At 68.3% G+C, this 13,444-nt stretch carries 11 protein-coding genes; 2 read left to right on the top strand and 9 right to left on the bottom strand.

The genetic code is table 11. From position 1 onward, the window contains the following. Positions 1-140 precede the first annotated feature (140 nt). The 5 genes from rlmB to JXZ78_RS13460 form a co-directional block, all read right to left on the bottom strand. Positions 141-1,097 carry a 23S rRNA (guanosine(2251)-2'-O)-methyltransferase RlmB gene (rlmB, locus tag JXZ78_RS13480; protein ID WP_030022525.1) on the bottom strand — a complete coding sequence of 319 codons (957 nt, stop codon included), beginning with the start codon at positions 1,095-1,097 and terminating at the stop codon, positions 141-143. Positions 1,098-1,486: 389 nt separating this feature from the next. Then, positions 1,487-2,881 (bottom strand): cysteine--tRNA ligase, encoded by a 1,395-nt coding sequence (cysS, locus tag JXZ78_RS13475; protein ID WP_030022526.1) that lies wholly within the window; start codon positions 2,879-2,881, stop codon positions 1,487-1,489. 241 nt (positions 2,882-3,122) lie between these two features. Further along, positions 3,123-3,635: a 2-C-methyl-D-erythritol 2,4-cyclodiphosphate synthase gene (gene ispF, locus JXZ78_RS13470; protein WP_372498419.1), complete on the bottom strand. Its 513-nt coding sequence runs from the start codon at positions 3,633-3,635 to the stop codon at positions 3,123-3,125. Beyond that, complete coding sequence (gene ispD / locus JXZ78_RS13465; protein ID WP_030022529.1) at positions 3,622-4,407, bottom strand: 2-C-methyl-D-erythritol 4-phosphate cytidylyltransferase; 786 nt, start codon at positions 4,405-4,407, stop codon at positions 3,622-3,624. The genes ispF and ispD overlap by 14 nt, the downstream gene beginning before the upstream one ends. Before the next feature lie 444 nt (positions 4,408-4,851). Further along, a complete protein-coding gene (locus JXZ78_RS13460) occupies positions 4,852-5,334 on the bottom strand; it encodes a CarD family transcriptional regulator (protein WP_003953493.1) in 483 nt (160 codons plus the stop codon). A gap of 839 nt (positions 5,335-6,173) precedes the next feature. Here JXZ78_RS13460 and JXZ78_RS13455 point away from each other — a divergent pair. After that, positions 6,174-6,857: a copper chaperone PCu(A)C domain-containing protein gene (locus tag JXZ78_RS13455; protein ID WP_030022530.1), complete on the top strand. Its 684-nt coding sequence runs from the start codon at positions 6,174-6,176 to the stop codon at positions 6,855-6,857. A gap of 345 nt (positions 6,858-7,202) precedes the next feature. Here JXZ78_RS13455 and phoP read toward each other — a convergent pair whose 3' ends face one another. Together phoP and phoR are read right to left on the bottom strand one after the other, a co-directional pair. Beyond that, positions 7,203-7,874, bottom strand: a complete 672-nt coding sequence (gene phoP, locus JXZ78_RS13450; protein WP_468489259.1) for a two-component system response regulator PhoP — start codon at positions 7,872-7,874, stop codon at positions 7,203-7,205. A gap of 5 nt (positions 7,875-7,879) precedes the next feature. Further along, positions 7,880-9,154: a two-component system sensor histidine kinase PhoR gene (gene phoR, locus JXZ78_RS13445; RefSeq protein ID WP_030022531.1), complete on the bottom strand. Its 1,275-nt coding sequence runs from the start codon at positions 9,152-9,154 to the stop codon at positions 7,880-7,882. Positions 9,155-9,389: 235 nt separating this feature from the next. Here phoR and phoU point away from each other — a divergent pair, with 235 nt between their 5' ends. After that, positions 9,390-10,067, top strand: coding sequence for a phosphate signaling complex protein PhoU (phoU, locus tag JXZ78_RS13440; RefSeq protein ID WP_030022532.1), 678 nt, complete (start codon positions 9,390-9,392; stop codon positions 10,065-10,067). 990 nt (positions 10,068-11,057) lie between these two features. Here phoU and JXZ78_RS13435 read toward each other — a convergent pair. Both JXZ78_RS13435 and JXZ78_RS13430 read right to left on the bottom strand, forming a co-directional pair. Then, on the bottom strand, positions 11,058-12,428 hold the full coding sequence (locus tag JXZ78_RS13435) for an AIPR family protein (RefSeq protein ID WP_157851675.1): 1,371 nt from the start codon (positions 12,426-12,428) through the stop codon (positions 11,058-11,060). Between the two features lie 677 nt (positions 12,429-13,105). Then, positions 13,106-13,444 (bottom strand): hypothetical protein (locus JXZ78_RS13430; RefSeq protein ID WP_238783087.1); only part of this gene is annotated, 339 nt, incomplete at its 5' end.

Below are 13,444 nucleotides of genomic sequence, written 5' to 3'. Positions count from 1 at the left end.
ACGGACGTATTGCGCCTACGGGCGCGTGGCTCCGGGGGCCAGGACGGCGGACGGCGCAGGGGCGCACGCGCGGTCCGGAGATCCCGCCCGCGCGCCTTCACCACCTTGCCGTCCGGCCCCCTGCGCCGACGGAGCGGGGCTCACCCGCGCCGCCGCGCCGCCTCCCACAGCACCACGCCCGCCGCGACGCCCGCGTTCAGCGACTCCGCACCGCCCGGCATCGGAATGCGTACGCGCACGTCGCAGGTCTCGCCGACCAGCCGCGACAGGCCCTTGCCCTCGCTGCCGACGACGATGACGACCGGGCCGTCCAGCACCTCCAGGTCCTGGAGCTCCATCTCACCGTCCGCCGCCAGGCCCACGACGGTCATGCCCGCCTTCTGGTAGCCCTCCAGGGCGCGCGTCAGGTTTGTGGCACGGGCGACCGGCGTACGGGCCGCCGTGCCCGCCGAGGTCTTCCACGCGCCGGCCGTCATACCGGCGGCGCGCCGCTCCGGTACGACCACGCCGTGCCCGCCGAACGCGGCCACGGAGCGCACCACGGCGCCGAGGTTGCGCGGGTCGGTGACGCCGTCGAGCGCGACGATCAGCGGGTCCTCGCCGTCGTCGAAGGCGGCGGCCGCGAGGTCCTCGGGGTGCGCGTACTCGTACGGCGGCACCTGGAGCACCATGCCCTGGTGGTTGAGCCCGTTGGTCATACGGTCGAGCTCGGGGCGCGGCGCTTCCATCAGGTTGATGTTGCCGCGGTCGGCGGCGAGCTGCAGCGCCTCGCGCACCCGCTCGTCGTTCTCGATGAACTGCTGCACGTACAGCGTCGTCGCGGGCACGCCGTCGCGCAGCGCCTCGAAGACCGGGTTACGGCCGACGACCAGCTCCGAGGTGCCCTTGGCGCCGCCGCGCCGCGGGGCCGGGCGCCGGTTGGCCGCCTGCTTGGCCTGGGCGTTGGCGATGCGGTTCTTCACATGCCCCTTGCGCGCGGACGCGGGCGGGGTCGGGCCCTTGCCTTCCAGGCCCCGGCGCCGCTGGCCACCGCTGCCGACCTGCATACCCTTCTTGTTGGACGTGCGGCGGTTCCTGCGCTGGCTGTTGCCGGCCATGGGTCACCTGTCTCTTCACTGCTCTCGACGTCTCGCGACGTGGAGTGGATTCGTACGTACGGATGTGTGTCTGCTGTGTGTCTGCAAGAAGTGTCGCCCGGAGACGACCGGTACGGCCAACCGGCACCCGCCGGAGCGGGTACCCGCTGATGCCGGGACCCGGCGGGGCGGGTATCCGCTGATGCCGACGCCCGGCGGGACGGGGGCTCACTGAGACCGGTACCCGGCGGCGCGAGAGCCCGCGGGCCGGGTTCCGGTGGCCGGGCTCCGGCCGGTCGAGAACCAGCCGGCCGGACAAGATCCGGCAGGCCGAGGCCCCGCCGGCCCTGCCGGCCCGCCCGGTCCCGCCGACCCGCCCGACCCCGCCGGCCCCGGCGCGCCGCTGCCGCTCAGGACAGCGACCACCGCGGTCCCGACGGTGTGTCCTCGATGGCCAGACCGGACTGCTGGAGCTCGTCGCGGATGGCGTCGGCGGTCGCGTAGTCCTTGCGTGTACGGGCCGCCTGGCGCTGCTCCAGGACCAGCCGGACCAGCGAGTCCACGACGCCGTGCAGGTCCTCGCCGCGGCCCGTGCCGCCGCCCGACCACTGCTCGTCCAGCGGGTCCAGGCCCAGCACGCCGAGCATGGCGCGGACCTCGGCCAGGCGGGCGACGGCCGATTCCTTGTCGTCGGCCGTCAGCGCGGAGTTGCCCTGGCGCACGGTGGTGTGCACGACGGCGAGCGCCTGCGGTACGCCGAGGTCGTCGTCCATCGCGTCGGCGAAGGCCGGCGGCACCTCGGCGGCGGGCTCGACGGTCCCGGCCTTCTCGACCACGCGCTGGACGAAGCCCTCGATCCGCGCGAACGCGGACTCGGCCTCGCGCAGCGCTTCCTCGCTGTACTCGATCATCGAACGGTAGTGCGGGGTGCCCAGGTAGTAGCGCAGCACGATCGGGCGCCAGCGCTTGACCATGTCCGAGACCAGCACCGAGTTGTCCAGCGACTTGGACATCTTCTCGCCGCTCATGGTCACCCAGGCGTTGTGGCACCAGTACGCGGCGAAGTCGTCGCCGTACGCCTTGGCCTGCGCGATCTCGTTGTCGTGGTGCGGGAAGATCAGGTCGATGCCGCCGCCGTGGATATCGAAGGCGCTGCCCAGGTACTTGTGCGCCATCGCCGAGCACTCCAGGTGCCAGCCGGGACGGCCCCGGCCCCACGGCGTCTCCCAGCTCGGCTCACCCGGCTTGGCCGCCTTCCACATGGCGAAATCGCGCGCGTCGCGCTTCCCGGTCTCCCCCTCGGCGGCGGGCTGGAGCAGGTTGTCCAGCTCGTGCTTGGACAGCTCCAGGTAGCCCGGGAAGGAACGCACGTCGAAGTAGACGTTGCCGTCCGCGGCATAGGCGTGGCCACGGTCGATCAGGCCCCGCATCATTTCGATCATCTCGGGGATGTGACCGGTGGCGCGCGGCTCGTAGGTGGGACGCAGGCAGCCGAGCGTGTCGTAGGCCGTGTTGAACGCGACCTCGTTCTCATAGCCGATGGCCCACCACGGGCGCCCCTGACCGGCGGCCTTTGCGATGATCTTGTCGTCGATGTCCGTCACGTTCCGGATGAACGTGACGTCGTAGCCGCGGTGCAGGAACCAGCGGCGCATGATGTCGAAGTTCAGTCCCGACCGGATGTGCCCGATGTGCGGGGCGGCCTGTACGGTCGCACCGCACAGGTAGATCGAGACACAGCCCGGCGTGAGCGGGGTGAAATCGCGAGTCTGCCGGGCGCTGGTGTCGTACAGCCGAATAGTCACGCATCAAGGGTAGTCCGAACCGGACAGTGCCCTGCGACCGCCGGGGCCATGGACACAGAAGCGTGACAATTCACCCCGCGCGGCCGCGGCGCGGTATGGATGTTCCGGCCATGCCCCCTCCAGTTGCCACGGAACCAGCTGCTGCGGACGTCCCTGTCACCCGTACAACTCGCGTACACGCCACGGAGTTCCCGCACCGCACGGCACCCGCGCCGAGCCGTCGGCCATCCCGCCGGCTCCCCTACCCCATCGGCAACACCAGAGCCGTGGCCACCGCCGCCAGCCCCTCCGCCCGGCCCGTCAGGCCCAGACCGTCCGAGGTCGTGCCGGACACCGAGACGGGGGCGCCGGCCGCCTCCGAGAGGACCTTCTGCGCCTCGGCGCGCCGCTTGCCGACCTTCGGGCGTACGCCGATGACCTGCACCGCGATGTTGCCGACCAGGAAGCCTTCGGCCCGTACGATGCCGGCCGCCTCGGACAGCAGGGTCACGCCGGACGCGCCGGAGTACTCCGGGCGGCTCGTGCCGAAGTGCGCTCCGAGGTCGCCGAGCCCGGCGGCCGAGAAGAGAGCGTCGCAGGCGGCGTGCGCGGCGACGTCGCCGTCACTGTGCCCGGCGAGTCCGTACCCGTCGCTCGCCGCGTCGTCCCAGAGCAGGCCGGCCACCCACAGTTCGCGCCCCTTCTCGAAGGCGTGCACGTCGGTGCCGATGCCCACCAGCGGCATCATCTGCGGCTGTGCGTCATACATAACCATCGGTGGCCCTCCTGCGGGCGAGTACGGCCTCGGCGAGGATCAGATCCAGCGGCCGGGTCACCTTGAACGCTTCCTCGTGGCCCGGCACCACCACGACGGGGGCGCCGAGCTGCTCGACCATTCCCGCGTCGTCGGTCGCGCCGTCCCCCTGGAGGGCGACGGTCTCGTGCGCCTTGACGAGGGTCGCCCGGTCGAAGCCCTGCGGGGTCTGCACGGCGCGCAGCAGGGCCCGCTCCGGCGTGCCCACCACGGGCTCCGGCTCGCCGGCCTGCCCGCCGGTGCGCGGTTCGACCTGCTTGACAGTGTCCGCGAGCGGCAGCGCCGGCACCACGGCCGGGGCGCCGTCCCGCACGGCGGCGACCACCGAGTCGACCGTTTCGGCGGGGACCAGGGGCCGGGCGGCGTCGTGCACCAGCACCACGTCGATGGCCTCGGGCAGGGCGTCCAGGCCGCGCCGGACGGACTCCTGCCGGGTCTCGCCGCCGGGGACGACCAGCAGGTCGGTGCGTTCGGACAGCGGGTACTGGTCCAGCAGGTTGCGGACCTCGGTGGCGCCGTCCGGCGGGGCGACGACCACGACGACGGAGACGGCACGGGAGGCGGCCATCGCGCGTACGGCGTGGACGAGCATGGGCGTACCGCCGAGCGCACGGAGCGCCTTGGGGGCGCCCGGTCCCAGCCGTACGCCGCGTCCGGCGGCCGGGATCACGGCCGCGGTACGGAGCCGGGGCGTACCGGAGGGGTTGGCGGAATCTGGGGATACGTCTGACATCGGTTGCTCCGAAACCCGGGGAGACCCCGGAATTAGCGCAGACAGGTTTGTTTCCCGAGCCGACATGGGTATGGCCGCAGTGTGCCGGGCGCGACGCCCCGATCCGGACCCTTCCGTGACACCGGTCGGGACAGCTGCCCGAGCCCGGCACGCCACAAGCGGGCGCGACGGCGGATCTTTTCGGGGACGAGCACGGGGGCGGTCACCACGGAGAACGATCACACGGTTCGGTAGTGGTGCACGGCTTCCGCAGATGCGCTTCCGCGCGTGCGGGCCCAGGGAAGCAGGCGCCGTGCACGGATGCGGATACGGGTCCGCCAGTGCGGATACGAGTACGCGGGTACGAGTACGGGTATGCCGCCGCAGATATGCCGCAGCGCCCGGCAACTGACCGCTCCTGGCCGGAGTCGGCCGCCACTCGGGCGCCGCGGCATTCGTGCGTCGTCAGGACGCGAGGACCTCGTCCAGCAGAGCCTCGGCCTTGTCCTCGTTGGTGTTCTCCGCGAGGGCGAGTTCGCTCACCAGGATCTGGCGCGCCTTGGCGAGCATGCGCTTCTCACCGGCGGAAAGACCGCGCTCTCGCTCACGGCGCCACAGGTCACGCACCACTTCGGCGACCTTGATCACGTCACCCGAGGCGAGCTTCTCCAGATTTGCCTTGTAACGACGGGACCAGTTCGTCGGCTCTTCGGCATACGGTGCGCGCAGCACCTCGAAGACCCGGTCCAGCCCGTCCTGGCCGACCACATCGCGTACGCCGACGAACTCCGCATTGTCCGCTGGCACACGAACAGTCAAGTCGCCCTGGGCGACCTTCAGCACCAAGTAGGTCTTGTCCACGCCTTTGATCTGGCGAGTTTCGATGGCCTCGATCAGCGCGGCCCCGTGATGGGGATAGACCACGGTGTCGCCAACCTTGAACGTCATGTGACAGGTACCCCTTCCGTGGCTATCCATGCTAACACGGGAACGGGCCGTTCTGAATGGCGTTTTCGCAGGTCAGGGCATATCTCGGGGCTTGACAACAACGACCGGAACGTGCTTCGGCAGCCCTCCGGGTGCAGGAATTCGCAGGTCGGAGGCGCTTCGCGCGCAGCCTGAAACGCCTGCGTCACACCCCCGGAAGGGCCCGCGACGGCACCCGTACGTCCCGTTTTGCCGGGATCCGGATGTCGCAGTTCCGCTACTCCGTTCGGTTCCGGAGGACGGGTGTCCGCCGTTTCGCGAATTGATCACCGGATGTCCACCTCGCGAACACCGGCCGGCCGCCGTACGTGGTCGCCGTACGTGATCAATTCCGGAACCCGGCGCATTCCCTGCGAATGCCGATTTACCTGCGGAGAAACCCGCCGAGCTTCATCCGAACGACCGCTTGCCGGATATTCGGGTTTCTTCCCGACCCGGCTCCGGATCCTGCTTCGGCCCCGGCTTCGTCCCCGCTTCGTCCCGGCTCGCGATCATTCCGTCCGGCAGGCAGGAAAACGTCCGCGACCGCGGACGATGTGCGGCAAACGGACGTACGGCGGAGGGCCACCGAGCCCGTGCGAGGACGGGCCGGAGCAGGATGTGGGGAGGGTGTGATCGTCCTGGGGGCGGGTCGGGTGCGGCGGCCCGGGGGCGGCTCGGTAACCTAGCGGCGCTGACACACCCTTAGGGCGGCTTTACGCGGATGCCGGTACGGCGACCGCGCACGGCCGCCCAGCCGCCCATCCGCGACCGGGCTCGAAGTTCGGCCGCCGTAGTTCGTCCAAGGAGATGCCGCCGCCGTGAGCCGCAGCCTTCGACGCGGCGTCCTCGCCGCCACCGTTCTCACGCTCTCGATCGCCACGCTCTCCGCGTGCGGAGCCGGGAACGACGCCCAGACGCTCCAGGTCAAGCCGGACAACGCCGCGACCAGCGTCGGCGACCTCAAGATCCAGAACGCTTCCGTCGTCACCCAGCCCGAGCCGGACGCCGAGGGCCCGGCCGTGGTGACCGCGACCGTGTTCAACAACGGCAGCAAGGACCAGACGCTGGAGTCCATCAAGGTCAACGGTACGAACAAGGAAGCGAAGCTGGCGCCCGCCAAGGGCTCCGGGCCGATCGTGGTCCCGGCCGGCGGCTCGATCGTGATCGGCGGCAAGGACAACGCCTCCGCCGTGCTGGACAGCGGCCGCACGTCCGTCAAGAACGGCGACGCGCAGTCCGTGACCTTCGACTTCAGCGCCGCGGGGAAGGTCACCCTGCGCGCGTTCGTCGTCCCGGCCAAGAGCTACTTCAAGGACTTCGGCCCGAGCGAGGTCCCGTCGCCGTCCGGCTCGGCCCGCCCGTCCGGCAGCCCCTCCGCGTCCGGCAGCCCGTCGGGGAAGGCCACGCCGAGCGGCACGGCCGGCGCCAACGGTGACGCCGGAACCGGGGACAACGCGTCGCCGAACAGCGGCACGCCGCAGTCGCCCGAGGCGGGCCGCTGACGCACGGGACAGCGCCGCACCGCTGCTACGGGTACCGCCGGTACCCGTAGCGGCGATGCCGCCCGTACGAGCACGAGCGCCGTGCGGACCGGATCACTCCGGCCCGCACGGCGCTCACGTATGCCGTACCGCGCATAGGCGCCTCAGAAGCCCGGCACCTTCTGACGCCCGGCCCCTCAACCACCCGGCACCTCAGACGCCCAAAGCCTCCGACCTCAGACACCCGAAGCCGCCGACCTCAGACGCCCGGAGCCGCTGACCTCAGACCTCAGACGCCCAAAGCCTCTGAGCCTCCGACCTCTGGCCTCTGGCCTCTGGCCTCTGGCCTCTGACGCCCGACGCCTCTTACGGCTCGAACTTGTAACCCAGCCCCCGGACCGTGACCAGGTACCGCGGCGCGCCCGGGTCCGGTTCGATCTTGGCGCGCAGGCGCTTCACGTGGACGTCCAGCGTCTTGGTGTCCCCCACGTAGTCGGCGCCCCAGACGCGGTCGATCAGCTGCATACGGGTCAGCACCCGGCCCGCGTTGCGCAGCAGCATCTCCAGGAGGTCGAACTCCTTCAGCGGCAGGTCGACCTTTCCGCCGGAGACCGTGACGACGTGCCGGTCCACGTCCATCCGGACCGGCCCGGCCTCCAGGGCCTGCGGCGTGACCTCCTCGGGCTCCCCGCGGCGGCGCAGCACCGCGCGGATCCGGGCGACCAGCTCACGGGAGGAGAAGGGCTTGGTGACGTAGTCGTCGGCTCCTATCTCCAGGCCGACCACCTTGTCGATCTCACTGTCCTTGGCGGTCACCATGATGACCGGGACATTGGAGCGGCCCCGCAGCTGACGGCAGACCTCGGTGCCGGGCAGGCCCGGCAGCATCAGGTCCAGCAGGACCAGGTCGGCGCCGTTGCGCTCGAACTCGTCCAGGCCGTCGGGGCCGGTCGCCGCGACGGCGACCTCGAAGCCCTCCTTGCGAAGCATGTACGACAGGGCGTCACTGAACGATTCCTCGTCCTCGACGACGAGCACTCGGGTCACGGAAGGACCTCCGGGGCAGGATGAGCAGGGAGCGGATCGTTGAAGGTCTCGTACGGGCGGTCCTCGTCGTCGAGGCCCTCCGCCGACGGGTCGGAGGCGCCGCGTGCGCGATCGCGCACGGCACCGGCCTCCGGGAGACGCAGGGTGAAGGTGGAGCCCTGTCCCTCAGCGCTCCACACCGTGACCTCCCCGCCGTGCGAGGCGGCCACGTGCTTGACGATGGCGAGGCCGAGGCCGGTCCCGCCGGTGGCGCGCGAGCGCGCCGGGTCCACGCGGTAGAACCGCTCGAAGACGCGGTCCCGGTCCTTCTCCGATATCCCGATGCCCTGGTCGGTCACCGCGATCTCGACAAGGTCGCCGCCGTGTGCCTGGACACGGCGGCCCGCGATACCGACCCGGGTACGGGCCGGTGAGTAGTTGACGGCGTTCTCGACGAGGTTGCCGAGGGCGGCGGCGAGCTGGCCGCGGTTGCCCCAGACGTGCAGGTCGGCGGTGCCGGCGGCGGCCATGGTGATCTGTTTGCTGCCCGCCTGCTGGCGGCAGCGGTCGATCGCCTCGGCGACCAGCTCGTCCACCCGGACCGGCTCGGCGTCCTCCAGCGGGTCGTCGTTCTGCACCCGGGAGAGGTCGATCAGTTCCTGGACGAGGTTGGTCAGCCGGGTGGCCTCGTTCTGCATCCGTCCCGCGAAACGCTCGACGGCCTCCGGGTCGTCACTCGCGTCCATGACGGCCTCGGACAGCAGGGACAGGGCGCCGACCGGGGTCTTGAGCTCATGGCTGACGTTGGCGACGAAGTCGCGCCGTACCGCCTCTATGCGCCGGGCCTCGGTCAGGTCCTCGACCAGCAGCAGGACCAGCCGCGACCCGAGCGGCGCGACCCGCGCGGAGACCGCCAGGGCGTCGCCGCCCCGGCCCGTGCCCCGGCGCGGCAGGTCCAGCTCGACCTGGCGTATCTCGCCGTCGCGGCGGGTGTCGCGGGCCATCTGGAGCATCGGCTCGACGGCCAGCTTCCCGCCACGTACCAGTCCCAGCGCGTACGCGGCCGAGCTGGCCTTGACCACGGCGTCGGCCTCGTCCAGGACGACGGCCGAGGAACGCAGCACCGACAGGACGGTGTCCACGCCGGGGGGCAGGACGGCGTCGGTGTGCAGGGAGGTACGCGTGGGTTTGGCCTGGTCCCGCTCGCTCCAGCGGAACGCCAGCATGGCGAAGACGCCGGTGCACAGTCCGGCGATCGCTGCCACTGCGGCGACGGCCGCATCCACGTTCATGACTCCAGGTTATGCGTCACCTGTGACATCTCCCCAGCCGTTCGAGGGGCTGCTCGAACACACGTCGCCCAGAGTTCACCTTGGTGTCGGCGCTGGTTCATTCCGGAGGTCAGAACCGGTCGCGTTCCGGCCGGAACGTGGGAGCGTGGGGATTCCGGCCCCCACTCCGTCAAGCCGAATGGCACTTCACCACCCCGAGCGACACGTCACCACCCGAACCGAGAGAAGGTCACTGATGCGGGACGCGTACCACGAGGAGCTGGATTCGATCAGCGAGAGCCTCGTCGAGATGGCCAGGCTCGTCGGCTCCGCCATCGGGCGCGCCACCACGGCGATACTCGACGCGGACCTGAAGCTGGCCGAGGCCGTCATCGCCGCCGACGAGAAGGTCGACGATCTCCAGCGTGACCTGGAGGCCCGGGCGATAGCCCTCCTCGCCCGCCAGCAGCCGGTCGCCACCGACCTGCGGATCGTCGTCACCTCCCTGCGCATGAGCGCCGACCTGGAACGCTCCGGCGACCTGGCCCAGCACGTGGCCAAACTGGCCCGGCTGCGCTTCCCGGAGACGGCCGTACCGCGGGACCTGCACGCCACGATCCTCGAAATGGGCCAGCTCGCCCAGCGCCTGATGGCCAAGGCCGCCGAGGTCATCATCACCAAGGACGTCGACCTCGCGCTCCAGCTGGAACAGGACGACGACGCGATGGACCTCCTCCACCGCACCCTCTTCCAGCACCTGATGGACGACCGCTGGAAGCACGGCATCGAGACGGCCGTGGACGTGACACTGCTGGGCCGCTACTACGAGCGCTTCGCCGACCACGCCGTATCGGTCGCCAAGCGCGTCGTCTACCTGGTCACCGGCGAACACGCGGACGAGATCGCCCCGCCGGCCCCGGTGGAGGGCGCGTAACAGCACCCGACCGCGCACGGCACGGCACGCACGCCCCGCCCCAGAGCCGTACGGCGACGAGCCGTGCCACCACGCGCCGTTGATGCGCCTCGCCGAACGGGCATCCAATGGACACCGGATGGACGACCTCTCCCCGAGGAGGCAAGTCATGACGCGTTCCCCTGCTCCCAACCCGGCCCCCGGCAACTGCGCCTGCGGCCCCAGCTGCTCCTGCGGCTGCCAGTCCGGCGGCCCCTGCCAGTGCGGGGGCGGCTGCGGCTGACTCCCGACCGCAGCCGGCCAACCGACAGCGCTCGCGATCAAACGTTCCGGCGGCCGCTCGGACCGCACCCGCGACGGCAGGCATGAACTCCGCTCGGCATGATGCCGAGCGGAGCTTCTTTCGTACGCGCGCCGACCACCGCCGAAAGCAGGCAGGCGAGGAAACCCGCGCCCGCTGCGATCGCCCCCGTTCCGGCGCCTGAACACCGGACCCCGCGAGAACCGAGAACGGGGACGCACACACCGCACCACTTCTACGCCTCGGTACTCCTGGACGCAGGACAGCGACAAGCCCCCTACGCGCGGAGAAACCGCAGGCAGGGGCCCGAAAGCGGGGGGCTTACTTCTTCTTGCCCTGGGTGTTGCCGGGAATTTTGGCGACGTGCGTTTTTTGCTGCTCAGGGGCTGTGGGCTCGTGCGCCTGGTGGTTGTCGTTGGTCGACATTGGCCAACTTTGAGCGGCTTCGGAGGGCCCAGAGGCGGCCCAGCTTCGGTGCGCTCGACGACGGCGGGCATCCTCGATGTGGCCCATCTCTACCTCAGCCGACGACAGCCAGCCACGATGGCGGGGGCGCCGAACGACGACGCGCGCGTGTATCGCTGCACCCCCACCAGCCGCAGCCACGCTGCCAGTGCCGTCTACCGGAGCAAGCCTCGTCGGCGGAAGCGTGGTGGTAAAGCCTTGACTCCTGATGTTGCTAGGCCAGCGCACGGCCATGCGACCAAAGGCTAGGCGGTGCTTTCCCGGAGATTCCGTGCTCGGTCCAGCAGGTATTCACTGAACCGCTGAGCTTTCGTTGCCCTCTCCAGAATGACACCTTCTCGCCGAAGGTAAACGGCAGACCACTCTTTGAGCTTCTCGAAAAGATCCTTAAGTACGGCGTCGTCCACCGCGGCGTTCACTGAGGATAGTGCACGAAGTTGCTGCGGCCGCCGAATGGGTTCACCATTCAGTAGCTCCACGATAAGCATCGATAGATGGAACTTGAGGTTGCTCTTCTGCGAAACGTTCGCTTCGGCGGCTTCAGACAAGATAAAACCGTCCACTTGACGCTGAAGCCTGGCAGCCCAGAGGTACACTTGAAGGTCGATTGATGCATCGAACACGAGCCGATAGTCCTCGTCATTCTTCAGCAACGAGGACGGCTTGCCACGCGATTTGTCGGGTCGCGCCAGCCCCATGGCGGTGACAGATGCCCCGAGGAACTGAATACTTACAATCTTCGCGGGATCTTTTCCATCGTTCTTATAATAACCCTTCCTCCTGTCGTAGTACCAACCTTGAGTCAAGAAGTAATTTTCAATATTGCGTTGAACTTCGTCGGTTGCACGCAGAGAGGCGTCAGTAATTGCAGTCTGCCGGTTCGTGGCCCTGATTACCAGGTCCCTTGTTGCGGCATCGTCAGTGACAATAATCCGCACCAACAGCATACGATTTCCGGCCTTTGCTGAATCGCCACTCCTGATCGACTCAAAGATTTCATGGCTCGTCTGCAAGCCGTTTACAATCTGAATGTTCGAGAGTGAGTATGTCTTGGCCGTACTGGTCGCCTCGCTGCAAATGATGGTAACGCCGTTATTTAGCCACCAGAACTCGGGGCTATCGGGTGACGTAAGAGACTGGCGAATTTCTTGATTTACCGAGACGTTACCTTGGTAATCCCTTACGTTCCACTCGAAGAGGTGACGACGAAGGCGACCGTTTTCATCGACAATAAGATCATAATAGTCCCTCAGCTTTACGATAGCTACGTGCGACTCCCCACTCGTAGCGCTTTCCTGATAGTTCATTGCCAGAGTGTATGGCGGTCGTTCGTTGTATCTTGCCAGCAATTCCTTGTCGCCGAGAAGCTCCACAGATGCTGTGCGCGCGTCCGGAACCGAAGAAATGATCACTTGCCTCAGGGCGTTCAACTTTGCTTCAAATTGCGGCGTGATATTACTGGAGTCTCCCGGAGTTGCGTAGATGACGTTCACGCTAATCCGGGGACGGCGGGTGATTAGTTTCTCCCAAGCGTCACGAAAGACGCCGAAGCGCGTGAGAAGGGTTGGGTTATACAGGACGGACAAGGACTCGATCGACAGCGAGAGGTCCAACATTCTACGCATTGTGCTCTCAAGCTTCTCTGCCACGTCCTCGGCAAAGCTGGGTGTTCTTTTCGCTTGGACTACCCAGAGCTCCAAGTTTCTGTCTTGCCCAAAATCGGACGGACGGCTCGTTTCTGATACTACGTCTGAGTCCTCATCTAGCAGTGCGTCATCGAAAAAGACATAGACTGAGTCGATCGCACCATCCTGCCCCCCCTCCTACGACACCTGCCTCGATTTCCTCAATCCCTAGCCCAAACGACCGCAATGCCAACTCTGAAGAAAAGATTTCAAAAGCGGTCCCTCCGTCAACGGTAGGTAGGTTCTCCTCTTTCCATGCGTCAAAGATCCGCAGGATCAAGGTCTGCGCGTTGCTGGGCATTTTCGGCATTGGAGGACTCCCGCCATCAAAGGCACTATTCTGCCGAAGGTAGCATCGGCGCACGCCGCGGTGCAGAAGCTTCGCCGTATCTGCGAAGCCCAGCCTCCGGGCGTTCCGGGATGTGGATGGATGAGTCGTCGCAGCACCAGTCCTTGTCTGGCATCAGGCACTGATTGCTGTGGCGTGGCACGGGCGCCGGCCGGGCTGGAGCGGGGCGGAGACAGGAGCGCAGGCCCGGCCGGCCGGGGGCCGGGCCGCGCGCGGGGAGCGGAGCGAGCCGCCTTGAACCAGTAGAGAAAGTTGTAACTCAGGCTGGCGGGAGGGGCTTGAAGTCCTCTGTGCAGGCGGGGAGTACGGTGCCCTGGCGGTGGGCGAGGGGCAGGTAGATCACGGGGCGGATCGTCCAGGTGATGCGGGTGGTGGCCTGGGTGACGGTCACTGTGTAGGGCTGTCGGCGGAGCAGGGCTGACCTGGCCTTCATGCGTCCTTCGCAGAGCCATGTCCAGGCTTCGCGTGAGGCGTCCGGTGAGAGGGCCGGTGTGATGGTGCGGAGGGCGACCGCTACCCACCGGTCGGCCTGGTGGGCCGAGTAGGCGTCGAAGGATGCGTGAAGGGCCGGCCTCTCGGTCGGGTTGGCGAGGTCCTG

It is taken from the genome of Streptomyces monomycini, from assembly GCF_022271435.1.
GTDB lineage: Bacteria > Actinomycetota > Actinomycetes > Streptomycetales > Streptomycetaceae > Streptomyces > Streptomyces monomycini.
This window is presented reverse-complemented; position numbering and strand designations above follow the sequence as displayed.